Here is a 21,607-nt window from a genome sequence, read left to right as displayed (position 1 = left end):
TATGTCACGCGTAGCCAAGCTCCCCATCACCCTCCCGAAGGGCGTTGAAGTCTCCGTCGCCAATGGCACGGTCTCGGTCAAGGGCCCGAAGGGCACCCTGACGACCCACGAGCTGCCGGGCGTCTCGCTCTCGCAGGACAATGGCGTCCTTACGATCGTTCTGGCCGACGGTGCAGACGACAAGTTCGGCGGCACCGCCCGCGCGATCATCGCCAACATGGTGACCGGCGTGGCCAGCGGCTTCGAGAAGAAGCTCGAGCTCGTCGGCGTCGGTTACCGCGCGCAGCTGGCAGGCAAGGCCGTAAACCTTTCCCTCGGCTTCTCGCACCCGGTCGTGTTCGATGCGCCGGAAGGCATCACCATCGAAGTCCCGACGCAGACGGAAATCCTTATCAAGGGTGCCGACAAGCAGCTCGTGGGCCAGACGGCCGCCAAGATCCGTGCTTTCCGTTCGCCGGAGCCCTACAAGGGCAAGGGCGTTCGCTACGCCGGCGAGAAGATCATCCTGAAGGAAGCCAAGAAGGCCTAATCGGCCTATCCGCTTTCTGGAGACCAGACGATGAACAAGAATACATCCCGCCTGCGCCGCGCCAAGTCGACCCGTGCCCACATCCGTGAGCTCGCCGTCGCCCGCCTGAGCGTGCACCGCACCGGTCAGCACATCTACGCCCAGGTCTTCGCGCCGAACGGCACCGTCGTGGCAGCCGCCTCGACCGTGCAGAGCTCGGTTGCCGAAGGTCTCAAGAGCAAGAAGAACATCGAAGCCGCCACCACGGTGGGTCGCATCGTTGCCGAGCGCGCCCAGGCCGCCGGTATCGAAGCTGTCGCGTTCGACCGCTCGGGTTTCCGCTATCACGGTCGCATCAAGGCTCTGGCCGATGCGGCTCGTGAGGCCGGCCTCAAGTTCTAAGAGGCGTCAGGCCACGGTATCGGTCCTCAGGGGCCGGTGCCGCCCGCTGTAACTACAACTCCAAGCGGCGACCGAGCCGTAAACAGAAGTCCCGGCTAACTACCATGCCGGGCTATCAGGAAAAGAGATGTCCTCGACAGATCGCGAAAATTCGGACGGCATGCTTGAAAAGCTTATCGCCGTCAACCGCGTGGCCAAGACCGTCAAGGGTGGCCGCCAGATGAGCTTCACCGCGCTGACGGTTGTCGGCGATGGCGAAGGCCGCGTCGGTTTTGGTTATGGCAAGGCGCGTGAAGTGCCGGTTGCCATCTCCAAGGCCATGGAGCGCGCCCGCCGCAACATGGTGTCCATCGAACTCAACAACGGCACGCTGTGGTACGCCATCAAGGCCAACCACGGTGCGGCTCGCGTCTACATGCAGCCTGCTTCGCAGGGTACCGGCGTCATCGCCGGCGGCGCCATGCGCGCTGTCCTCGAAGTGGTTGGCGTGAAGGACGTGCTCGCCAAGGCTGTCGGCTCGCGCAACCCGATCAACCTCGTCCGCGCGACGATCAAGGGTCTGCAGGCCGTTGCTTCGCCGAAGCGCATCGCCGCCAAGCGTGGCAAGACGATCGAAGAGGTTCTCGGCAATGGCTAAGAAGAATGAAACCGCCGCTGGCGGTACCGTCCGCGTGCGCCTGGTCAAGGGTCTGCGCGGCGTGCAGGGTCGTCATCGTCTGAGCGTCAAGGCCCTCGGCCTCGGCAAGCTCAACGACGTCCGCGAACTGAAGGATAGCCCGCAGGTCCGTGGCCTTATCAACAAGGTCTACTACCTGGTTCGGGTCGAGGAGTAAGTCATGCGTCTTAACGATCTCAGGCCCGGTAAGGGCGCTCGCAAGACCCGTACCCGCGTCGCTCGCGGTATCGGCTCCGGCCTCGGCAAGACGGCCGGCCGTGGTCACAAGGGTCAGCACGCCCGTGCGGGTAACACGCACCGCGTGGGTTTCGAAGGCGGCCAGATGCCGCTGCAGCGTCGTCTTCCGAAGGTGGGCTTCCGCTCGCTGAAGAAGGCCGACACGCAGCAGGTCATGCTGTACCAGCTCGCCGTCATCGAAGCCGACACGATCGATCTGATCGCTCTCCACGCCGCCGGTCTCGTGACCAGCCGCGCGAAGAAGGTCAAGATTGTCCTGAAGGGTGAAATCAATCGCGCGATCAAGCTCTCGGGCGTGCTTGCGACAGCCGGCGCCAAGGCGGCTATCGAAGCCGCCGGCGGCAGCGTGGAGTAATCAGGTGGCTGCAGCGCAGGGCACAACGCTCGGCTCGCTGGGCAAACTGACGGAACTGCGTCAGCGCATCTTCTTCCTGATCGGTGCGCTGATCGTCTTCCGCCTCGGTTCGTTCATCCCGGTTCCGGGCGTGAATCCTGAGGCGATGACGAGCCTGGTGGAAGGCGGCGGCGGCCTGCTGAACATGGTCAACATGTTCTCCGGTGGTTCGCTGTCGCGTTTCTCGGTGTTCGCGCTTGGTGTGGTGCCGTATATCTCGGCATCGATCGTGGTGCAGATGATGGGCTCGGTCATTCCGTCGCTCATGGCTCTGCGGAAGGAAGGCGAGTCGGGTCGTCGCAAGATGACCATGTACACGCGTTTCGGCACGGTCGGTCTGGCGGCATTTCAGGCTTTCGGTATCGCGGTCGCCCTGCAGAAGCAGGTCGGCGCCAGCGGTCCGGTCGTCTACATGCCGGGTGCCGGCTTCGTCATGGCATCGGTCGTCGGCCTCACCGCCGGCACGATGTTCCTGATGTGGCTGGGTGAGCAGATCACGGAACGCGGTATCGGCAACGGTATCTCGATGCTGATCTTCGCCGGTATCGTCGCGGGTCTGCCGGGTGCCATCGCGCACACGCTGACCATGGCGAACAACGGTGAGCTGTCGGTTCTGAAGTTGCTCATGGTGACGGCACTGATCCTGGCGGTGACTGCGTTCGTGGTGTTCATGGAGCGCGCCCAGCGGCGCATCACGGTGAACTACGCGAAGCAGGGCAGCCAGCGCCAGTTCCAGCGCCAGACCTCGCACCTGCCGCTGAAGATCAACATGGCGGGCGTCATTCCGCCGATCTTCGCGACGAGCCTTCTGCTTTTTCCGGCAACCGCCGCGACCTGGTTTGGCTCAGCCAATCAGTCGCGCTGGTTGCAGTGGCTGACCACGGCGCTGAGCCCGGGTGAGCCGGTCCACGACATCGTGTTCGCGGTGCTGGTGATCGGATTCGCCTTCTTCTATACGGCGATCGTGTTCAACTCGCAGGAAACGGCGGATAACCTCAAGCGTTCGGGCGCGTTGATTCCGGGTATTCGTCCGGGTCGCGCGACGGCTGACTACATCGATGGCGTCATGACCCGGCTTACCGGTGTTGGCGCGATTTACATCGTGCTGGTCTGCCTGGTGCCCACGTTCATGCAGAACGCCTGGCACGTACCGTTCTATTTCGGCGGCACTTCGCTGCTGATCGTGGTGGTGGTGGTGATGGACTTCACGGCTCAGGTCCAGGCCCATCTCGTCAGCCACCAGTACGAGAGTCTGCTCAAGAAGTCCAATCTCCGCCGTGGCTGAGATTGGGCGATAAGCCCCCAAGTAGGGGAGGCCTTGGCGCCCAGCGCCGCAGGACTTCCCGTTTAGGTTAATTCAGGTTAAAATTGCGCGTTTACCGCGCACGAAACGCATCGGAGACAGTACATCATGGCGCGCATCGCGGGTGTCAATTTGCCAGTCCAGAAGCATGTCTGGGTCGGCCTGCAGAGCATTTTCGGAATCGGCCGTTCGCGGGCGAAGCAGGTTTGTGTGGATGCAGGCGTGGTTCCGACCACGCCCATCAAGTCGCTTAGCGAAGGCGAGGTCGAAAAGATCCGAGCTGAAATCGCTAAGTACACGGTCGAAGGTGACCTCCGCCGCGAAGTCGGCATGGCGGTCAAGCGCCTGATGGACCTGGGTTGCTACCGTGGCCTGCGCCACCGTCGTGGCCTGCCGGTGCGCGGCCAGCGCACGCGTACCAACGCCCGTACCCGTAAGGGTCCGCGTCGTCCGATCAAGAAGTAACGGATACCGATTATGGCTAAGCCGGTTAAAACCAAGAAGAAGATCAAGCGCGTCGTCACGGATGCCGTGGCACACGTGCAGGCTTCTTTCAACAACACCATCGTCACGATCACCGATCGTCAGGGCAACGCCCTGTCGTGGGCGACTGCAGGCGGCGCGGGTTTCCGCGGCTCCCGTAAGTCGACCCCGTTCGCTGCCCAGGTTGCCGCCGAGAAGGCTGGCCGCGCTGCAGGCGACTACGGTGTGAAGACTGTGGAAGTTCGCATCAAGGGCCCCGGCCCGGGCCGTGAGTCGGCCGTGCGTTCACTGAATGCGTTGGGCTATAAAGTGCTCAACATTATCGATGTCACGCCGATTCCGCATAACGGCTGCCGTCCCCCCAAGAAGCGTCGCGTCTAAGGAGCATACCCATGGCCCGTTATCGTGGAGCTACCTGCAAACTTGCGCGTCGTGAAGGTGCCGACCTCGGTCTTAAGAGCCCGGCCCGCGCGCTTGATTCCAAGTGCAAGCTCGAAAACAAACCCGGTCAGCATGGCGCCAACAAGCGCGCCCGTCTTTCCGATTACGCAGTGCAGCTGCGTGAGAAGCAAAAGGTCAAGCGCATCTACGGTGTGCTTGAGCGTCAGTTCAGCAACTACTACACCAAGGCTTCGACCCAGAAGGGCAATACGGGTGAAAACCTGCTGCGCCTCCTGGAAAGCCGTCTCGACAACGTCGTGTTCCGTATGGGTTTCGCGGTCACCCGCGCCCAGGCTCGTCAGCTCGTGGCCCACAAGGCCGTGACGGTCAATGGTAAGAAGGTCAACGTGCCTTCCTTCCATGTCCGTCCGGGCGACGAAGTCTCGCTGACCGAAAAGGCTCGCACTCAGCTGCGCGTCCAGGAAGCAGCGACGGTTTTCGACACGATGGACCTTCGTCCGTCCTGGGTCGAGGTCGACAGCAAGAAGTTCGCAGGCACGTTCAAGGCTGTGCCGGATCGCGGTGATCTGCCGGCCGACATCAACGAAGCCCTGATCGTCGAGCTTTACTCGAAGTAATCTTCACCGGAGCCTTGCATGGCAGTTTCGTCAACTAGTGTGCTGCGGCCTCGTGGCCTCAGCGTCGAGCAGCTTGGAGCGAACCGCGCTAAGGTGGTGGTCGAGCCGCTCGAGCGTGGCTTTGGTCACACCCTGGGCAACGCGCTGCGTCGCGTGCTGCTCTCTTCGATTCCGGGCAGCGCGATCGTCGAGGTCGAAATCGACGGCGTACTGCACGAGTACACCACTCTGGAAGGCCTGCAGGAGGACGTGATCGAAGTCCTGCTGAACCTCAAGGATGTCGCCATCCGTCAGCACAGCGGTGACGAAGTCACCCTGACGCTGTCGAAGAAGGGCAAGGGCGTGGTCACGGCAGGCGACATCGCCGTCGACCACTCCGTTGAAATCGTCAATCCGGATCACGTGATCTGCCACCTCACCAAGGATGTGGCACTGAACATGCGTCTGAAGGTGCGTCGCGGTGTCGGCTACCAGCCGGCCAGCGCCCGCCAGCACCCGGATGACGAGACGCGGCCGATCGGCCGTCTGCAGCTCGACGCGTCGTTCGCGCCGGTCCTGCGCGTCGCTTACGAAGTGGACGCCGCTCGTGTCGAGCAGCGCACCAACCTCGATAAGCTCGTGCTCGATATCGAAACGAACGGCACGATCGGTGCTGAAGACGCTGTCCGCAAGGCGGCTGAAATCATCAACGATCAGCTGTCGGTTTTCGGCGACTTCTCGCGCCGCGAGAGCGATTCGACCAAGGCGGAGAAGGGCGGCTTCGACCCGCTTCTGCTGCGTCCGATCGACGACCTCGAACTGACGGTCCGTTCCGCGAACTGCCTCAAGGCCGAAAGCATCTACTACATCGGCGACCTGGTCCAGAAGACCGAAGTCGAGCTGTTGAAGACGCCGAACCTTGGCAAGAAGTCGCTGACGGAAATCAAGGATGTCCTGGGCGGGCGTGGTCTCGCACTGGGCATGAAGCTCGAAAACTGGCCGCCGCCGGGCTTGTCGCACGGTATGCAGCTGGGCTGATTCAAACGGGGCGATCGCATTTCGATCGCCCCGATTCTTTGCTCCATCCGGTGGATGCCGTCGCGCACTTCCTCCGGATATTCAAAGCGGTCCAAAGAGGCCGTGCTCTTACAGCGAGGCGTTATGACAGCCTCGCATCAGCGGGTAACCGCGGGAAGTCGGCTCATCCTGGCCGGCTTTTCATAACAACAGACATAGAGAGTTATCGCCATGCGTCACCAGAAATCCGGTCGCAAGCTCAACCGCACGAGCAGCCACCGCGAAGCCATGTTCAAGAACATGGCCGCGTCGCTGATCAAGCACGAGCTTATCCGCACCACGCTTCCCAAGGCCAAGGAACTCCGTCGTATTGCTGAGCCGCTCATCACGCTCTCCAAGACCGATGGCGTTGCCAACCGTCGTCTCGCGTTTGCGCGTCTGCGCGACAAAGAGGCTGTCGGTAAGCTGTTCGTCGAGCTTGGTCCCCGCTACCTGCAGCGTCCCGGTGGCTACCTGCGCATCCTCAAGTGCGGCTTCCGCCCGGGCGACAACGCTCCGATGGCGTACGTCGAGCTGGTGGATCGCCCGGCCGCCGCTTCGGCTGCCGACGCCGAGTAAGCCTCGCGGCTGAAAGTGAAGAAGCCCCGGCCGGGTAACCTGCCGGGGCTTTTTTTATGCCCGGTGGGCTGTCAGCTACGCAAGTGCTTGATCTATGGTTACAAAAGAAACTTCACGCGCCTACTGACAAGGGCATGCACATCGGGTTAACGTGGGTGTCCCGCAACGCACCAACCCCCCATGGCCCTCTCTACCTTGTCGCTCCGTTCGCGTTTCCTGCTGGGTTTCGTCGTGTGTGCCGGCCTCATGGCCTTCGCGCTCTACGCACAGTACGTCATGCATCTCGATCCGTGCCCGCTGTGCATCTTTCAGCGCATCGCCGTCTGCACGATGGGTCTGTTCTTCCTCATCGGTGGCTTTCATTCGCCGAAGAGCCGGTCAGGCCGTGTCGTCTATGCGACGCTCATCACGCTGGGTGGACTCTGGGGCATCGCTACGGCGGGACGCCATCTCTGGCTGCAGTCCCTCCCAGCCGATCAGATCCCCGCGTGCGGTCCCGGCCTGGGCTATCTGTTCGACGCATTTCCGTTCACGAAGATGCTCAAGCTCGCGTTCACCGGCTCGGGTGAGTGCGCCAGGATCGAACCCATCCTGGGCATCCCCATGCCGGGCTGGACCCTGCTCTGGTTCGTGATTCTGATCGTCTGGGCCCTCCTGGCCATTCGCCGCACCGTTCGCTGATTTTCTCGCGCCGCCAAGGCGCCATTACGAAGGCACCGCCGTCATGCAGCACTCCCTCAAAGCCGTAGTTCCCCCGTCCGCCGAATGGACGCCGGGGTCGTGGCGGTCGAGGACCGCCCTCCAGCAGCCCACCTATGAAGATCAGGCGGAGCTCAATCGTGCCCTGGGCCAGCTGGGTGAACTGCCGCCGCTGGTCACGTCGTGGGAAATCCTCACGCTGAAGCAGCGCATTGCCGAGGCGCAGGACGGCGAGCGATTCCTGCTTCAGGGTGGCGACTGCGCCGAGAGCTTCGCCGACTGCAACAGCCCGATCATCTCCAACCGCCTGAAAGTGCTGTTGCAGATGAGCCTCGTGCTCGTGCACGGCATGAAGAAGCCGGTGCTCCGGGTGGGTCGCTTTGCGGGTCAGTATGCCAAGCCACGCTCGGCGGACACGGAGACCCGTGACGGCGTCACGCTGCCGGCGTTCCGTGGCGATCTGGTCAACAGTCCGGAGTTCACTCCGGAGGCGCGTCGCCCGGATCCGCAGCGCTTCATCAAGGCGCATGCGCGTTCGGCGATGACGATGAATTTCGTCCGCGCCCTGATCGACGGCGGTTTTGCCGACCTGCATCACCCGGAATACTGGGATCTCGCCTGGGTCGACCATTCGCCGCTGGCTGCCGAATACAAGCGCATGGTCGCGACCATCGGCGACTCACTGCGTTTCATGGAAACGCTGGCCGGCCAGTCGATCTCCAGTTACTCGCGTGTGGACTTCTACACCTCGCATGAAGCGCTGCTCCTGCACTACGAGGAAGCTCTGACTCGTCAGGTCCCGCGTCAGGACGGCTGGTTCAACCTGTCGACGCACTACCCGTGGATCGGTATGCGCACCGCGGCACTCGACGGCGCTCACACGGAGTACTTCCGCGGCATCCGCAACCCGATCGCCGTGAAAGTCGGCCCCACCGTTCAGCCGGACGAACTCATCCGGCTGATCGATGTGCTGAATCCGACGGAGGAGCCGGGCCGTCTGACCCTGATTCATCGGATGGGGAACGACAAGATCGGTACGCAGCTGCAGCCGCTGCTCGAGGCGGTGAAGCGTGAGGGGCGCCGCGTCCTCTGGGTGGCCGACCCGATGCATGGCAATACCGAGAGCACCAGCAACGGCTACAAGACACGTCGCTTCACCAATATCGCGGGTGAGCTAGACCAGGCGTTCGACATCCATGCGGCCGCCGGCACGCGTCTTGGCGGTGTCCATCTCGAACTCACCGGCGAAAACGTCACGGAGTGTCTCGGTGGCGCGCGCGGTCTGGTCGAGACGGACCTCGATCGCGCTTACAAGTCGATGGTCGATCCACGGCTCAACTATGAACAGTCGCTTGAACTAGCGATGTTGATTGTGAGGAAGTCGGGCGGTATGGCCTGACCTGAAAGAAAAAGGCTCCGGAAACGGAGCCTTTTTAGGACTCGTATCGCGCATGCGAAGATCCAACCATGAGCCACTAGGAAAGGGACCGCCGGATGCAGAGTAAAGCTAAAGCCGTGACCGGACTGCTATTCGTATGTGCGATAACCATCGGAGCGGGAGCCTGCGCCATGTCTGAACCTCGCAACGCACCGGGCACTTTTCCCGTGTCGACGCCTTTCGCGCTGGATACCGCGGGCAGGAGCGTCACCATTCCATTCGACGTCAATGGTGGCAATGCGGATGCGAAGCGGCACCTTATGATCGGAGTGGATGTACCTCATGCATCGGACTTCCCGGCGGTCGACGACGTCCGACTTCATGTCCGGTTGCTCCGCGTCCGGGTCGTGTACGACGACCATGGCACCCATGTGCCGATCGAAACCGAAGACACCGAGACGATCATCGCCGGGAATACGGGTAAGCCACGCCCTCGCGCAGATCCGACGCTGTGCCGTCTGCATCTTTACGCGGGGATCGATAGTGAATCGAACATTTCGATCTGTGGCTTCTACGCGAGGCGCGACGGGCATTACGTCGCCGAGATATCGACCATCGAGGCTATGCCCGCATTCAAGGGCGTCGCGACCACAGTACGTGTAGACGACTATTACAATACCGGCGAATAACGAAGGGACGTACATGGACAAGGATAAGTACACCGTAACGGTTTATGCGGCTGCCCCCGGAACGCCTCTTACGCAAGAGAAGGAGCCGGGTGCCACGTCCACCCCTGGCCACATGTATTACACCACGCAAAAAAACGGGGAAGAGCCGCAGAGCTACGGGTTCGCCCCCGTCAAGCACGGGTCTATGGATGGTCCGGGACGTGTCGTCCGGGACGACGTAGCCAACTACAAGGATCCTCTGTATTCGAGAACCATGGAGGTATCGAAGGACCAATATGACAAGCTGAACGACTACGGCAATCGTCCGAAGGAGAACGGCTTCGACACGTATTACAAAGATGCCCGAAACAACTGTGTCGACTTCACGTGGTCGGCGCTGAATCACGCGAACATCAAGCGCACCGAGATAGGCAAGGACAAGCAGTCAGTGGAGAAGGACGGTCCGGATGCCCTGAGGCCGTCCCATAACGTGGATGGGCTCAAAAGCATCAAAGATCCCGTGCCGGGCAGTAGCCTCAATTCCCAGCACAGCAATCCCATGCCAAAGAACCAGAGCCTGCTTCAGTGGATGCTGAGCGAGGAAAAGCGCGGTATCGACGATCCTCTTCATCCGGGCAACGGTATGTATCGTCAGGCGTACAGTGGCGTCGATTCACTAAATGCGAAGCATGGGGTGGAGTCGTCGGATCGCGATAAGGACTTCGCAGCATCGATTGCGGCGGGTGCCAAAGCGCAAGGTCTGGACCGCGTGGACCACGTTCTATTGAGCGATGACGGTAGCAGGACCTTTGCTGTCCAAGGGAATCTGCAAAGTTCCCACGGCCTTGATCGTAAGGTCGCACAATTGCAAACCACCGAGGCGCTGAACACACCGATCGCCCAAAGTAGTGGCGAATGGACTCAACACGCTGCGCAGTCCGGACTGCTTGCCAGTCGGCAACAGGCGCAATTGCAGCCGTCTATCGATGTCCAGTCGAGCCAGCAGCATGCCGCCCCGACTATGCGACTGGGGTGATCACGCCATCGGTTTGACTTCGAACGAGGCCTCGTGCCGGCTGCGTGGTGAGAGTATCAAGTTGCTGACGCATGTCGCCCAAGTGCCCAGGCGACATGCTCGCGTACGACAGGCGAGGGGTCCCCGGTGCGCGCGCGAAGTGCCGCGACGACCTCGTCGGTAGTCGGCGCATTGCCCAGGCCGACGGCCAGATTACGCAGCCAGCCCTCATAGCCCGTGCGGCGGATCGCCATCCCTTCGGTGCGCGACAGGAATTCCTGCTCGCTCCATGCGAAGAGGTCGACCAGCCTGGGGCCATCGAGACTGTGCCTCGGGGCGAAATCGGGCTCCGTGGCGTCCTGCGCGAACTTGTTCCAGGGGCAGATGAGCTGACAGTCGTCGCAGCCGAACACACGATTGCCGATCGATGCGCGCAGCTCCTCGGGGATGCTGCCCTTGAGCTCGATCGTCAGGTATGAAATGCACTTACGAGCGTCGAGTCGATACGGCGCCACGATCGCCTGGGTCGGGCAGATGTCGATGCACCGGCGACAGCTGCCGCAATGCGCGCTCGCGGGTTCGTCGACGGGCAAGGGCAAATCGGTGTACAGCTCACCGAGGAAGAAATACGAGCCCGCGCGCTTATTGATCAGGACCGTGTGCTTGCCGATCCAGCCGAGCCCCGCATTACGGGCCAGCGCTTTCTCGAGTACCGGTGCCGAATCCACGTAGGCCCGGTAGCCGAAGTCGCCGATGCGTTCGCCAATCTTTGCCGCCAGTTTCTGCAGGCGATTGCGCATGACCTTGTGATAGTCGCGCCCCAGCGCGTAGCGGGCGATGTAGGCCTTTTCGCCGTCGTTGACCACGTCCCAAGCGTTCGACGTGCCAGGCGGTATGTAGTCCATGCGCACGGACACCACGCGTAAGGTGCCGGGCTCGAGTTCAGCCGGGCGGCTGCGGCGTGTGCCGTGGCGAGCCATGTAGTCCATCTCGCCGTGATGGCCATCGGCCAGCCAGCGTTCGAGATATGCCTCGTCGTGACCGAGGTCCGGGCCCGCGATGCCGACGTCCGCAAAGCCGAGCTCGCGCGCCCAACGTTTGATGTCGGTGGCGAGTGCGGCGTAGTCGGTGTCGGTGGTGGCGGGCATACGTGCATTCTACTTGGCCCTCCTATAATCCTCCGATGACCGCACCCAACCTCGATATCGCCCTCTTCACGTCCGGGCAGGCCCGTGCCATCGACCGGCGCGCGATCGACGAACTCGGCATCCCGGGCTTCGAACTGATGACGCGTGCCGCGGCGGCCGCCTATCGGATGCTCCGGCTGCGCTGGCCGCAAATCCGGCGACTCAGAGTGGTGTGCGGCCCGGGAAATAACGGTGGCGACGGCTATCTGGTCGCGCGCGATGCGCTGCGAGATGGTCTGGCCGTCGACCTCCTGGCACTCGGCGTACCCAGTGGCGCGGACGCCTCTCAGGCACGGCAGGCCTTCGAGGCCGTGGGCGGCCGCGTTGAGGCCTTCGAGGCGTGGCCCTCGCTGCCGGCCGCCGAACTGATCGTGGATGCGATCTACGGGACGGGACTCAATCGCGCACCGGAGGGCGAGGCCTGCAAAGCGATCGAAGCGATCAACGGCACGAAGGTGGCCGTTTTTGCCCTGGATGTGCCCACGGGACTGAACGCCGATACGGGCGACTGTCCGGGTGTGGTCGTCCGCGCCGACGCCACGGCGACCTTCATCGTGCACAAACGCGGCATGCATACGCATCGGGCCGAGGTGGCGGGCGATATCGAGCTCCATTCACTCGACCTGCCGGACAGCGCCCTGGAGTCGCCGGACGCGTGCCTGCTCATCGAAGCCTCGTTGCCGCGTCGTCCGCGGGATTCCCACAAGGGCAGTAACGGCCATATCCTCGCGATCGGCGGCGACCACGGTACCGGCGGTGCCGTGCGCATGGCTGCCGAGGCTGCGCTCCGAACGGGTGCGGGACTGGTCAGTGTGGCCACCCGCGAGGAGAACGTGCTGGCGATGAATGCCGCGCGCCCGGAGTTGATGGCACATGGCGTCAACGGCCCGCAGGCGTTGCAGCCCATGCTCGACAAGGCATCGGTGGTGGCCCTCGGTCCCGGACTCGGCCAGGCGGCCTGGGGGCACGCTCTCTGGACCACCGCGCTGGACGCCGGCTTGCCCACGGTGCTGGATGCCGATGGGCTCAATCTGCTTCACGCCGAGCCGCGCGCACTTCCGGAACACATTGTCCTGACCCCGCACCCCGGGGAAGCGGCACGCCTGCTCGGCGTCGACACCGCGGCGATTCAGGCCGATCGATTCGCGGCGGCCCGCGAGCTGGCCCGGCGCTACCGCGCCGTCGTCGTCCTGAAGGGCAATGGCAGCCTGATCGCTTCGCCCGAGGGCGAGGTCGCCGTGTGCCCGTGGGGGAACCCGGGCATGGCGAGTGGCGGAATGGGGGATACCCTGACCGGTATCGTCGCTGGCTTGCTGGGGCAGGGATGTAGACCTTATGAAGCCGCTTGCCTCGGCGTGGCGCTGCATGCGCGCGCCGCGGATGTGGCGGCGCGAGCCGGCGAGCGTGGCCTGCTTGCCGGCGACCTGCTCGAGCCGCTTCGCCGGCTCGTCAACGGGCTACCCTCATGAGCGGCGCCGAGCGGATGCTTCCTGACGAGGAAGCAACCCTCACCCTCGGCCGCAGTGTGGCCGGGGCGTTTCCCGGCGGTCTGGTCGCCTTCCTGCATGGCGATCTCGGCGCGGGGAAAACGACGTTCGCCAGAGCGTTTCTTCGCGCGCTCGGTGTCGGCGAGCGCGTAAAGAGCCCGACGTACAGCCTCGTCGAGGGTTACGACATCGGCGATCGTCGTGCCTTTCATCTCGATCTGTATCGCATCGCGGATCCCGGCGAACTCGAATGGCTGGGCCTCGACAGCCTGGCCGAGCCCGGCGCCATCGTCCTCGTGGAATGGCCTGAGCGCGGCGCTGGGGCGTTACCGCCTGTCGATCTGGAGCTGTACTTCCGACATGCCGACGGCGGCCGCGCCGTTCGGCTCGAGGCGCGGACTCCCACGGGTCGGCGACTTCTGGAAGCCCTCGGCGACTGACCTTCCTGTCGCCGTTTGGCGTGCATTCCTGTACGCGCGTTGACGAAGGTTTCGCAGGTTATGGATTATCAAGGGAAAAGATATTGCATTCGTCGGGCGCATGGAGTTCAATCCGGGCCATATGAGGGGAATCACCAACAAATTAGGCCTGCTTGCGTGCGTGACCGCCGTCGCGACGTTTGCTCCTGCCGCCTCGAATGCGGCCGACGTGAAGGCAGCCCGCGTCTGGGCGGGCCCGGAATACACCCGGGTCGTTTTCGATCTCTCCGGTCCGGCGACCTACAAGATGTCCCAGGGAGACACCCCGGGCAGCGTGGTGCTGGATATCGCCGGCAGCTCGGTGACGGGGGATTTCTCCGCGCCAGGCGCGCAGGGCCTGTTCAAGTCGATGACGACGGGCAGGCAGGGCGGCGGCGCCCGCCTGGTCGCCAGCGTCGATGCAAGGGCGAAGCCGAAGAGTTTCCTTCTGAAGCCGGCCGGGGACTACGGGTACCGGCTGGTGCTCGACCTTTACCCGGGCGGGCAGAGCGACCCCGGCGATAACAGTCCAACGGACAACGACACGCCCGCGATTGCGAAGGCTGCCGCGCAGGCCGATGCGGAAGCCGCCGCGGATACGCCGACGGTTGCGCCCTCCGGCGGAAAACGCGGCAGGGCTGGAAAGACGGCAAAGACGATTTCAGCCGGCTCGCCGCCGATGCTGACCGGTGAGCGCAAGGTCGTCGTCGCGATCGATGCGGGCCACGGCGGTGAAGATCCCGGTGCCAGGGGCGCTACAGGACTGCGCGAGAAGGACGTCACGCTGCAGGTGGCGCGCGAACTCGCGGATCAGATCAATCGCCAGCCCGGCATGCAGGCCGTCCTGACCCGTAACGGCGATTACTTCATTCCGCTGAAGCGCCGCTACCAGATCGCTCGCGAGCACAACGCGGACATGTTCGTGTCGATTCACGCGGACGCGTTCAAGAACGGCGATGCCAAGGGCTCGTCGGTCTGGGTGCTATCCCCTCGCGGAAAGACGTCGGAGGCCTCGCGCTGGCTGGCTGACCGCGAAAACCGCGCCGACCTGGTCGGCGGCGTCTCGCTGGACGACAAGGACGATTCCCTCGCCGCCGTGCTGCTGGATCTCCAGCAGGGCTACGCGATGCAGGCCAGCGAATCCATCGCCGGCAACGTGCTGAAGGCCCTCGGCCGCCTGGGCCCGACCCATCGCGGCTACGTCGAGCGCGCCAACTTCGTGGTGCTGCGTTCGCCGGACGTCCCCTCGATCCTGGTCGAGACGGCCTTCATCACGAATCCCACCGAAGAAAAGCGCCTGCGCGACGACGGTCACCGTCGTGAGCTGGCGACCGCGGTGCTCGGCGGCGTGCGCAACTATTTCGAGTCCATGCCGCCCCCGGGTACGTGGTTTGCCGCGCAGGCCGCGCGGCGCAACGGCACGTCGCTGGCTTCGACGGCGGCGAGTGCGCCCGCCGCGCCGGCCGTGGCCTCGGACGCCGGTGCCGTGGCATCCGACGCGGTCAAGGCGGCGACGACCCGGGTGGTCGCCAGTCGTGAGCCTGTCGCGAAAGCGCCCGCCAGCCGGGCTCCGACGCCCGCACCCCGACCAGAACCCGAACCCCTCAAGGGCGGGGCCAAACGTCCGCCATCCGACGCCATCGTCGTGCAGACCGTCGACGCCCCGCCGAAGCCGGCGGCGCCCGCCGGCCGCGCCGATGACAACGTGCGCGACCTGCACCGCGTCAACCGCGGTGAGACGCTGACCGGTATCGCCCAGCAGTACGGCGTGTCGGTCGGCGCGCTCAAGAGCGCCAACAAGATGAACGACAACAACGTCCGCATCGGGTCGGTGATGGTCATTCCGTCGAGCTGACGGAGTCGCCTTGGGCTATCCTTTCGACCTGAACGCAGTCAGGTCGTAAGCCATGCCCATTCGCCCCCTGCCGCCCGAGCTGATCAACCAGATCGCGGCCGGCGAAGTCATCGAGCGGCCCGCCTCGGTGGTCAAAGAGCTCGTCGAGAACAGCATCGACGCAGGCGCCCGCCGCATCGAGGTCGATATCGAGCAGGGCGGCTCCCGCCTGATCCGCGTGCGCGACGACGGCGGCGGCATTCCTTGCGACGAACTTGCCCTGGCCGTGGCCTCGCATGCGACGAGCAAGATCGGCAGCTTCGACGACCTCGAGCGCGTCGCGAGCATGGGATTCCGCGGTGAGGCCCTGGCCTCCGTGTCATCGGTGGCGCGGTTCGCGCTGACGTCCCGTTCGACCGGTGAAGACGCCGCCTGGCGTATCGAGGTGGATGGCGGTCGCCTGCAGGAAGCGCGTCCCGCGCAGCATCCGCCGGGTACCACGATCGAGGTGCGCGACCTGTTCTACAACGTGCCGGCCCGACGCAAGTTTCTCCGCGCCGAGCGCACCGAGTTCGCTCACATCGACGACCTGCTGAAATCGCTGGCACTGGCGCGCGAAGGCGTCGATATCCGCCTGTCGCACAATGGCAAGCCGGTGCGGCTGCTGAAGCCGGCCCGCGACGAACATGCCGCGCTGGCCCGTGTCGCCGAGGTCCTCGGTCCGGAATTTCCGGGCCAGTCACTGCGGGTCGATCACGAGGCGGCCGGTCTGCGCCTGTCCGGCTGGGTAGGGTTGCCCACGGCATCCCGTTCCCAGGCCGACCAGCAATATTTCTACGTCAACGGGCGCCTCGTCCGCGATCGCATCGTCGCGCATGCCGTACGCCAGGCGTATGCCGACGTGCTGTTTCATGGTCGTCATCCGGTCTTCGTGCTGTTCCTTACGCTGGATCCGGTCGGCGTCGATGTGAACGTGCATCCGGCCAAGAGTGAAGTGCGCTTTCGCGAACAGCGACTCATCCACGATTTTCTTTTCCGGACTTTGCACGAGGCGCTCGCGCAGACACGCGCCGGTGTCGCCGCAGCGGCGGGCGAAGGGTCCGTGGCCATGGTGGGCACGGTGGGCTCGGGCTTCGTGCAGCCCGGCTTTACCGCCACCCAGTCGTCGGCTCCTCCGATGGCCGCCTGGCCGCAGGCGGGCAGTCAGTCGCGCCTGACACTCGGTGTCCGCGACGAGCCGCTCGCCGGCTATGCCACGTTGTTCGGCAGCACCGCATCGGCGCCGCGCCCCTCGACGTCGTGGACGCCGCCAGCCGGCAACGAGCCGGAGTCGGGTGGCGACGTCCCGCCGCTGGGCTACGCGATCGCGCAGCTGAAGAACATCTACGTACTCGCCGAGAACGAGCACGGGATGGTGCTGGTCGACATGCACGCGGCGCACGAGCGAATCACTTACGAGAAGCTCAAGAACGGTCGCGTCACCGCCAACCTGCGCTCGCAGATGCTACTGGTGCCGTTGTCGATCGCGGTCAGCGCGCGCGAAGCCGCCGCTGCCGAAGAACATGCGGACGCACTGGGTGAGTGGGGCCTGGAGCTGTCGCGCAGTGGCCCGTCGGGCGTCGTTGTGCGGCGTATCCCCTCGCTGCTGGAAGGTGCCGATGTGGCGCAGCTGACCCGCGACGTGCTCGGCGAACTCGCCCAGCACGGCAGCTCACGTCGTCTCGAGGAACTCGAAAACGAACTGCTTTCGACGATGGCGTGTCACGGCTCGGTACGGGCTGGCCGACGCCTGGGCATTCCTGAAATGAACGCTTTGCTTCGCGAGATGGAAGCCACGGAGCGCTCCGGTCAGTGCAATCACGGCCGGCCGACCTGGGTGCAGTTGTCGCTGGGGGAGTTGGACAGGCTGTTCCTGCGCGGTCGCTGAATCCGTGTATGCTGGACGGATAGACGTCCAAACCGGAGTATCGCCATGATCCGTTCGTTTGCCTTCGCCTCCGTCGTGGCGGTCACGTCCGGCAGTGTCATTGCCGGCGATGCCTATACCGCCGCCGTGGAAAAAGTCCGCGCGTCGCGCCTCGAAACCCTCAAGGCGCCGGCCGGATGGCTCAGCCTGATCGGCCTGGAATGGTTGCAGCCGGGAGCGAATCGCGTCGGCAGCGCCGCGGACAATGACATCGTTCTCAAGGCCGGCCCGGCGCACCTCGGCGTCGTCACGCTGGACGACACCGGCAACGTCACGCTGGAAGTCGCCAGGGGCAGCGGTGTCCTTGTCGACGGTCGCGAGGTACAGCGGGCGACCCTGGTGGACGACGGCGGCAACGGTGGCAAGGCGACCGAAGTGCGCTTCGGCTCCGCCAATTTCTTCGTCATCGCCCGCGACGGCAAGAAGGCGCTGCGCGTAAAGGACGAGAAGGCGGAGACCCGCACGCACTTCGTCGGCCTGGACTATTTCCCGGTCGATCCGTCGTGGCGCGTCGAAGCGGAGTGGGTACCGTTCGATCCTCCGCATGAGATCGAGATCGGCTCGGTGCTTGGCACGATCGACAAGGAAAAGGTACCGGGCAGAGCGGTGTTCACGCGCGACGGGCACACCTACGAGCTCTTCCCGATCCAGGAAGAACCCGACTCGCTGTTCTTCGTTTTCGCCGACCGCACCAGCGGTAAGGAGACGTACGGAGCCGCACGCTTCCTCGATACCCCGTTGGCGAAGGACGGCAAACTCGTGCTCGATTTCAACGAAGCCCGCAATCCGCCCTGTGCGTTCACGCCGTACGCCACCTGCCCACTGGCACCGCCCGAAAACCGGCTGGATGTCCGGGTGACGGCGGGCGAGAAGAAGTACGCGGGCGGCCACGGCTGACGCCAGGCTCGCCCACGCGCGGGAAGGCCAGCGTCAGCGTCGCATGCGCTCAGGCGCCCTTGAAGGTCGGCTTGCGCCGCTCCAGGAACGCGCTGGTGCCTTCCTGCATGTCTTCCGTCGAGAAGGCGATGGCAAAGCCCTGGGTCTCGAAAGCCAGTCCCTGATCGATCGCGCACTCGCCACCCTCGATCACGGCTTCCAGAATTCCCTTCAGCGCGAGCGGCGCGGCGGCGGCAAGCTGTTCGGCCATGGCATCCACGGCGGCATCCAGTTCATCGGCCGCCACGACGCGGGTGACGATCCCGACGCGTTCGGCACGCGCGGCGTCGATCTGCTGGCCGAGCAGACACAGCTCCAGTGCGATGCCGCGACCGGCGAGGCGGGTGAGACGCTGCGTGCCGCCAAAGCCGGGGATCAGACCGAGGCCGATTTCCGGCTGACCGAAGCGCGCCTTGTCGCTGGCGACGCGCAAGTGGCACGCCATGGCCAGTTCCATGCCGCCTCCCAGTGCGTAGCCCTGGATCTTGGCGATCACCGGCTTGCCGAGCCGTTCGACGGTCAGCATGAGGTCCTGCCCGGCCCGTGAAGCGGCCTGCGCCTTCACCGGGGACCAGACGGTCATCTCCGAGATGTCCGCACCGGCGACGAAGGCTTTCTCGCCAGCGCCGGCGAGGACCACCACACGGACGGCATCGTCCTGGGCGGCCTGGCGGAAGGCGAGCGTCAGCTCGCCGATGGTTTCGCGGTTGAGCGCGTTGAGCTTGTCGGGGCGGTTGACCGTGATGTGGCGCACGGCGCCGCGGTCGGCGGTGGTAAGCGTACGAAAGGCCATGGCGGTTCCTGGCGGTTGGGCAAGGAGGCGGATGGTAGCAGGGGAACCTTTACCCCCTGCGCGGCGTCTTATGGCGTACGGACGGGGCGGCGACCGATGGATTATCCTCCACGCACGCCCAGGGTTCCGGGTTCATGGAGAACGGGATGCCATCCTCGCGTTTGCTGGTCACGATCGCCGCACTGCTGTGCCTGCCCGCCCTCCCGGCGTTGGCACAGGCACCGTCGACGGCGCCTGCGTCCGGTGCTCCGGTCATCGACAAGACTAAGCTGTCGTATGCGATCGGTTATCAGATCGGCACGCAGTTCGCCAACAGCGCGCAGCCCGACGTGGACATCGCCGTGCTGGTCAAGGCACTGCAGGATGGTTATGCAAAGCGTGCGCCAGGCGTTCCGATCGACGTGATGCAGCAGCAGCTCGTCAACTTCGATGCCAAGGTCCAGCGCGACTCGGCGGTCGAATTCCGTCGTGTCGCCACCGCCAATGCGAAGCGCAGCGCGGATTTCCTCGCCCGCAATCGCACCCGCCCCGGTGTGACCACGTTGCCCTCCGGCATCCAGTACGCCGTGCTCGCCAAGGGCAACGGCGCACAGGCGCAGGTCACCAGCACGGTCGTGGTGAATTACCGCGGGGCGCTGATCGATGGTACGGAGTTCGACAGCTCGTACGCGCACGGCAAGCCCGTGACCTTCACGGTCAACCGCGTCATACCCGGTTGGCAGGACGTCATTCCGCGCATGCATGTCGGTGACAAGTGGAAAGTGGTGATTCCACCGGCGCTGGCCTATGGCGAGCGCGGCGAACTGCCGCGCATCGGGCCCAACGAGGCGTTGTTGTTCGACCTCGAGCTCATCGACGTCAAGCCCTGACCGTCGCGCTAGAATGGCCGACGGTATGGCCATCGTCTCTTCCTCCTCGCTGCCCCTGACTCCCTGCACCGGCGTGTGCCGGCTCGACGCGCGCGGCCTCTGTGAGGGCTGTCTGCGCACGGGTGACGAAATCGCCCGCTGGTCCACGATGGACGACGAGCAGAAACTCTGGTTGATGGACCGGATCCTCCCAGGCAGGCAGGGCGCCTGATGGATGACCTGCTCGCCCGGCTGCACGGCGCGCTGCTTCCCCTGGAGGCGCCCCCGGGACCGCGCGGCTGGAATCATGAGGACATGGCCGAGCTGATCGGCGATGCACCAAGGCGTGCCGCGGCGGTGCTGATCGGTATTCGTGACGACCGTGAGCAGCGTGTCGTGCTCACCGTACGCACGGACACGCTGCAGCAGCATGCGGGTCAGGTCGCCTTTCCCGGCGGCCGGGTGGAGGATCACGACGAGGACGCGGTCGCCACGGCCCTGCGCGAAAGTCACGAGGAAATCGGGCTCGATGCGCGCATGGTAACGCCGTTGGGGTTCCTGGAATCCTTCGAGACGATCAGCGGTTACTCCGTCACGCCGGTGGTTGCGCGTATCGCGGCCGAGGCGACACTGACGCCCGATCCCGGCGAGGTGGCCGAGGTCTTCGAGGTTCCTTTCGCCTTCTTTCTCGAGCCCGAAAACCTCCGCCGCTATACGATGGATTTCCGTGGCCACCGCCGCGACATGGTCGAATTTCTCCATGCGGGTTACCGCATCTGGGGTGTCACGGCGGCCATTCTTCTCAACCTGCTCAAGCGAATGGGGCATCACCCATGTTGATCTCGCGCACGCTGATAGACGCCATCACCGCTTCGCACCTGCCGGCGCAGGATGTGCTTTTCGTCGATGCGCGTTTCGACCTGGCGCAGCCGTCGAAGGGGGATGAGGACTACGCACAGGCGCACGTGCCTGGCGCGGTGCGTGCCGACCTCGATCGTGACCTCGCCGACATGGCCACGCCGGCGAACGGCCGGGGGCGACATCCGTTGCCGTCCGCGGCGTCGTTCGCGGCGTGGCTGTCGCGCGCGGGGTGGCGCCCCGATTTGCAGGTCGTCGTTTACGACGCGGCAGGCGGCGCACTGGCGGCGGCACGTCTGTGGTGGCTGGCCCGTCTGGCCGGCCTCGACAATGTCGCGGTGCTCGACGGAGGCTGGGCCGCCTGGGAGGCGGCCAGGCTTCCCGTCGATGCGAGGGTGGCTTCGCGTGATGCGACGGCGGTACACGCGGCCTTCGACGACGCTGGCACGGTCGGTGCGGATGAACTCGCCGATGGTGTCGCCAGCGGGCGCTTCGTTCTGCTGGATGCGCGTGCGGCGCCGCGCTACCGGGGCGACGTCGAACCGCTCGATCCCGTGGCGGGGCACGTACCGGGAGCGCGCAACCGGCCGTTTACCGACAACCTCGACGCGCAGGGCCGGTTTCGCTCACCGGAAGACCTTCGTCGCGCCTTCGAAGGGGTGATCGGACCGCACCCGGCGGAAGACGTCGTACACATGTGCGGCTCCGGCGTGACCGCATGCCATAACCTGCTGGCCATGGAGTACGCGGGGCTGTGCGGATCGCGTCTGTATGCGCCGTCGTGGAGTGGCTGGGTGAGCGACCGGTCGCGCGGTGTGGCGACCGGCGAGGGCTGAGGTCGGCT

Annotated in this window: 24 protein-coding genes and 1 pseudogene; 23 read left to right on the top strand and 2 right to left on the bottom strand. The window is 64.6% G+C overall.

Annotation, left to right across the window (positions count from 1 at the left end):
• Position 1 precedes the first annotated feature (1 nt).
• The 15 genes from rplF to B5X73_RS17295 all read left to right on the top strand — a co-directional run bounded on the left by rplF (position 2) and on the right by B5X73_RS17295 (position 10,417).
• Positions 2 to 529, top strand: a complete 528-nt coding sequence (gene rplF, locus B5X73_RS17365; RefSeq protein ID WP_036115453.1) for a 50S ribosomal protein L6 — start codon at positions 2 to 4, stop codon at positions 527 to 529.
• Between the two features lie 30 nt (positions 530 to 559).
• Positions 560 to 910, top strand: coding sequence for a 50S ribosomal protein L18 (gene rplR, locus B5X73_RS17360; protein ID WP_036115451.1), 351 nt, complete (start codon positions 560 to 562; stop codon positions 908 to 910).
• 127 nt (positions 911 to 1,037) lie between these two features.
• A complete protein-coding gene (gene rpsE / locus B5X73_RS17355; protein WP_029213879.1) occupies positions 1,038 to 1,547 on the top strand; it encodes a 30S ribosomal protein S5 in 510 nt (169 codons plus the stop codon).
• On the top strand, positions 1,540 to 1,743 hold the full coding sequence (gene rpmD, locus B5X73_RS17350; protein WP_036115449.1) for a 50S ribosomal protein L30: 204 nt from the start codon (positions 1,540 to 1,542) through the stop codon (positions 1,741 to 1,743). Before rpsE ends, rpmD begins: the two co-directional genes overlap by 8 nt.
• Before the next feature lie 3 nt (positions 1,744 to 1,746).
• Positions 1,747 to 2,178 carry a 50S ribosomal protein L15 gene (gene rplO, locus B5X73_RS17345; protein ID WP_036115445.1) on the top strand — a complete coding sequence of 144 codons (432 nt, stop codon included), beginning with the start codon at positions 1,747 to 1,749 and terminating at the stop codon, positions 2,176 to 2,178.
• Positions 2,179 to 2,182: 4 nt separating this feature from the next.
• Positions 2,183 to 3,502: a preprotein translocase subunit SecY gene (gene secY / locus B5X73_RS17340; RefSeq protein WP_036115442.1), complete on the top strand. Its 1,320-nt coding sequence runs from the start codon at positions 2,183 to 2,185 to the stop codon at positions 3,500 to 3,502.
• A gap of 126 nt (positions 3,503 to 3,628) precedes the next feature.
• Positions 3,629 to 3,985, top strand: coding sequence for a 30S ribosomal protein S13 (rpsM, locus tag B5X73_RS17335; RefSeq protein WP_036115440.1), 357 nt, complete (start codon positions 3,629 to 3,631; stop codon positions 3,983 to 3,985).
• 12 nt (positions 3,986 to 3,997) lie between these two features.
• Positions 3,998 to 4,384, top strand: a complete 387-nt coding sequence (gene rpsK, locus B5X73_RS17330; RefSeq protein ID WP_007513384.1) for a 30S ribosomal protein S11 — start codon at positions 3,998 to 4,000, stop codon at positions 4,382 to 4,384.
• A gap of 11 nt (positions 4,385 to 4,395) precedes the next feature.
• Positions 4,396 to 5,022 carry a 30S ribosomal protein S4 gene (gene rpsD / locus B5X73_RS17325; RefSeq protein WP_036115436.1) on the top strand — a complete coding sequence of 209 codons (627 nt, stop codon included), beginning with the start codon at positions 4,396 to 4,398 and terminating at the stop codon, positions 5,020 to 5,022.
• An 18-nt stretch (positions 5,023 to 5,040) separates the two neighbouring features.
• Positions 5,041 to 6,039 (top strand): DNA-directed RNA polymerase subunit alpha, encoded by a 999-nt coding sequence (rpoA, locus tag B5X73_RS17320; RefSeq protein ID WP_036115434.1) that lies wholly within the window; start codon positions 5,041 to 5,043, stop codon positions 6,037 to 6,039.
• 210 nt (positions 6,040 to 6,249) lie between these two features.
• The gene (gene rplQ / locus B5X73_RS17315; protein ID WP_036115431.1) at positions 6,250 to 6,636 is read left to right on the top strand and encodes a 50S ribosomal protein L17; all 387 of its coding nucleotides are present in this window, start codon (positions 6,250 to 6,252) and stop codon (positions 6,634 to 6,636) included.
• 180 nt (positions 6,637 to 6,816) lie between these two features.
• Positions 6,817 to 7,317, top strand: a complete 501-nt coding sequence (locus B5X73_RS17310; protein WP_079522707.1) for a disulfide bond formation protein B — start codon at positions 6,817 to 6,819, stop codon at positions 7,315 to 7,317.
• A gap of 43 nt (positions 7,318 to 7,360) precedes the next feature.
• A complete protein-coding gene (locus tag B5X73_RS17305) occupies positions 7,361 to 8,734 on the top strand; it encodes a class II 3-deoxy-7-phosphoheptulonate synthase (protein ID WP_036115425.1) in 1,374 nt (457 codons plus the stop codon).
• Positions 8,735 to 8,829: 95 nt separating this feature from the next.
• Positions 8,830 to 9,402: a hypothetical protein gene (locus B5X73_RS17300; RefSeq protein WP_139382822.1), complete on the top strand. Its 573-nt coding sequence runs from the start codon at positions 8,830 to 8,832 to the stop codon at positions 9,400 to 9,402.
• Positions 9,403 to 9,415: 13 nt separating this feature from the next.
• Positions 9,416 to 10,417 (top strand): XVIPCD domain-containing protein, encoded by a 1,002-nt coding sequence (locus B5X73_RS17295; protein ID WP_079522705.1) that lies wholly within the window; start codon positions 9,416 to 9,418, stop codon positions 10,415 to 10,417.
• 56 nt (positions 10,418 to 10,473) lie between these two features.
• On the opposite strand, the gene queG is transcribed toward B5X73_RS17295, so the two are convergent.
• Positions 10,474 to 11,544 (bottom strand): tRNA epoxyqueuosine(34) reductase QueG, encoded by a 1,071-nt coding sequence (gene queG / locus B5X73_RS17290; protein WP_079522704.1) that lies wholly within the window; start codon positions 11,542 to 11,544, stop codon positions 10,474 to 10,476.
• A 35-nt stretch (positions 11,545 to 11,579) separates the two neighbouring features.
• Between queG and B5X73_RS17285 the strand changes: the two genes are divergently transcribed.
• The 5 genes from B5X73_RS17285 (at position 11,580) to B5X73_RS17265 (ending at position 18,225) form a co-directional block, all read left to right on the top strand.
• Complete coding sequence (locus B5X73_RS17285; protein WP_079522703.1) at positions 11,580 to 13,052, top strand: NAD(P)H-hydrate dehydratase; 1,473 nt, start codon at positions 11,580 to 11,582, stop codon at positions 13,050 to 13,052.
• Positions 13,049 to 13,510, top strand: coding sequence for a tRNA (adenosine(37)-N6)-threonylcarbamoyltransferase complex ATPase subunit type 1 TsaE (gene tsaE / locus B5X73_RS17280; protein ID WP_079522702.1), 462 nt, complete (start codon positions 13,049 to 13,051; stop codon positions 13,508 to 13,510). Before B5X73_RS17285 ends, tsaE begins: the two co-directional genes overlap by 4 nt.
• Before the next feature lie 121 nt (positions 13,511 to 13,631).
• Positions 13,632 to 15,383 carry an N-acetylmuramoyl-L-alanine amidase gene (locus B5X73_RS17275; RefSeq protein WP_254857326.1) on the top strand — a complete coding sequence of 584 codons (1,752 nt, stop codon included), beginning with the start codon at positions 13,632 to 13,634 and terminating at the stop codon, positions 15,381 to 15,383.
• Positions 15,384 to 15,435: 52 nt separating this feature from the next.
• Positions 15,436 to 17,289, top strand: a complete 1,854-nt coding sequence (gene mutL / locus B5X73_RS17270) for a DNA mismatch repair endonuclease MutL (protein WP_079522700.1) — start codon at positions 15,436 to 15,438, stop codon at positions 17,287 to 17,289.
• 45 nt (positions 17,290 to 17,334) lie between these two features.
• Positions 17,335 to 18,225 (top strand): DUF1684 domain-containing protein, encoded by an 891-nt coding sequence (locus B5X73_RS17265; protein ID WP_079522699.1) that lies wholly within the window; start codon positions 17,335 to 17,337, stop codon positions 18,223 to 18,225.
• A gap of 49 nt (positions 18,226 to 18,274) precedes the next feature.
• On the opposite strand, the gene B5X73_RS17260 is transcribed toward B5X73_RS17265, so the two are convergent.
• Entirely contained in the window at positions 18,275 to 19,057 is a 783-nt protein-coding gene (locus tag B5X73_RS17260) for an enoyl-CoA hydratase/isomerase family protein (protein ID WP_079522698.1), read from the bottom strand.
• A gap of 146 nt (positions 19,058 to 19,203) precedes the next feature.
• Here B5X73_RS17260 and B5X73_RS17255 point away from each other — a divergent pair, with 146 nt between their 5' ends.
• The 3 genes and pseudogenes from B5X73_RS17255 (at position 19,204) to B5X73_RS17245 (ending at position 21,599) form a co-directional block, all read left to right on the top strand.
• Entirely contained in the window at positions 19,204 to 19,926 is a 723-nt protein-coding gene (locus tag B5X73_RS17255; protein WP_239708973.1) for an FKBP-type peptidyl-prolyl cis-trans isomerase, read from the top strand.
• 13 nt (positions 19,927 to 19,939) lie between these two features.
• Positions 19,940 to 20,745, top strand: a pseudogene (locus B5X73_RS17250) (CoA pyrophosphatase).
• The gene (locus B5X73_RS17245) at positions 20,739 to 21,599 is read left to right on the top strand and encodes a sulfurtransferase (protein WP_079522697.1); all 861 of its coding nucleotides are present in this window, start codon (positions 20,739 to 20,741) and stop codon (positions 21,597 to 21,599) included. Before B5X73_RS17250 ends, B5X73_RS17245 begins: the two are co-directional and overlap by 7 nt.
• The last annotated feature ends 8 nt before the right edge of the window (positions 21,600 to 21,607 follow it).

It is taken from the genome of Luteibacter sp. 22Crub2.1, assembly GCF_900167995.1.
Lineage (GTDB): Bacteria > Pseudomonadota > Gammaproteobacteria > Xanthomonadales > Rhodanobacteraceae > Luteibacter > Luteibacter mycovicinus.
Note: the sequence above shows the minus strand (reverse complement) of the source record. Positions and strands in the feature narration are given on the sequence as shown.

Excerpts from the sequence above, each read along its gene's own strand:
- B5X73_RS17275 (WP_254857326.1), top strand. The coding sequence starts at position 13,632 with ATGAGGGGAATCACCAACAAATTAGGCCTGCTTGCGTGCGTGACCGCC.
- rplF (WP_036115453.1), top strand. The coding sequence starts at position 2 with ATGTCACGCGTAGCCAAGCTCCCCATCACCCTCCCGAAGGGCGTTGAA.
- rplR (WP_036115451.1), top strand. The coding sequence starts at position 560 with ATGAACAAGAATACATCCCGCCTGCGCCGCGCCAAGTCGACCCGTGCC.
- rpsM (WP_036115440.1), top strand. The coding sequence starts at position 3,629 with ATGGCGCGCATCGCGGGTGTCAATTTGCCAGTCCAGAAGCATGTCTGG.
- B5X73_RS17265 (WP_079522699.1), top strand. The coding sequence starts at position 17,335 with ATGATCCGTTCGTTTGCCTTCGCCTCCGTCGTGGCGGTCACGTCCGGC.
- B5X73_RS17245 (WP_079522697.1), top strand. The coding sequence starts at position 20,739 with ATGTTGATCTCGCGCACGCTGATAGACGCCATCACCGCTTCGCACCTG.
- tsaE (WP_079522702.1), top strand. The coding sequence starts at position 13,049 with ATGAGCGGCGCCGAGCGGATGCTTCCTGACGAGGAAGCAACCCTCACC.
- queG (WP_079522704.1), bottom strand. The coding sequence starts at position 11,544 with ATGCCCGCCACCACCGACACCGACTACGCCGCACTCGCCACCGACATC.
- B5X73_RS17310 (WP_079522707.1), top strand. The coding sequence starts at position 6,817 with ATGGCCCTCTCTACCTTGTCGCTCCGTTCGCGTTTCCTGCTGGGTTTC.
- rpoA (WP_036115434.1), top strand. The coding sequence starts at position 5,041 with ATGGCAGTTTCGTCAACTAGTGTGCTGCGGCCTCGTGGCCTCAGCGTC.
- B5X73_RS17255 (WP_239708973.1), top strand. The coding sequence starts at position 19,204 with ATGCCATCCTCGCGTTTGCTGGTCACGATCGCCGCACTGCTGTGCCTG.
- B5X73_RS17295 (WP_079522705.1), top strand. The coding sequence starts at position 9,416 with ATGGACAAGGATAAGTACACCGTAACGGTTTATGCGGCTGCCCCCGGA.
- B5X73_RS17260 (WP_079522698.1), bottom strand. The coding sequence starts at position 19,057 with ATGGCCTTTCGTACGCTTACCACCGCCGACCGCGGCGCCGTGCGCCAC.
- rpsD (WP_036115436.1), top strand. The coding sequence starts at position 4,396 with ATGGCCCGTTATCGTGGAGCTACCTGCAAACTTGCGCGTCGTGAAGGT.
- B5X73_RS17305 (WP_036115425.1), top strand. The coding sequence starts at position 7,361 with ATGCAGCACTCCCTCAAAGCCGTAGTTCCCCCGTCCGCCGAATGGACG.
- B5X73_RS17285 (WP_079522703.1), top strand. The coding sequence starts at position 11,580 with ATGACCGCACCCAACCTCGATATCGCCCTCTTCACGTCCGGGCAGGCC.
- rplQ (WP_036115431.1), top strand. The coding sequence starts at position 6,250 with ATGCGTCACCAGAAATCCGGTCGCAAGCTCAACCGCACGAGCAGCCAC.
- mutL (WP_079522700.1), top strand. The coding sequence starts at position 15,436 with ATGCCCATTCGCCCCCTGCCGCCCGAGCTGATCAACCAGATCGCGGCC.
- rplO (WP_036115445.1), top strand. The coding sequence starts at position 1,747 with ATGCGTCTTAACGATCTCAGGCCCGGTAAGGGCGCTCGCAAGACCCGT.
- rpmD (WP_036115449.1), top strand. The coding sequence starts at position 1,540 with ATGGCTAAGAAGAATGAAACCGCCGCTGGCGGTACCGTCCGCGTGCGC.
- rpsE (WP_029213879.1), top strand. The coding sequence starts at position 1,038 with ATGTCCTCGACAGATCGCGAAAATTCGGACGGCATGCTTGAAAAGCTT.
- rpsK (WP_007513384.1), top strand. The coding sequence starts at position 3,998 with ATGGCTAAGCCGGTTAAAACCAAGAAGAAGATCAAGCGCGTCGTCACG.
- B5X73_RS17300 (WP_139382822.1), top strand. The coding sequence starts at position 8,830 with ATGCAGAGTAAAGCTAAAGCCGTGACCGGACTGCTATTCGTATGTGCG.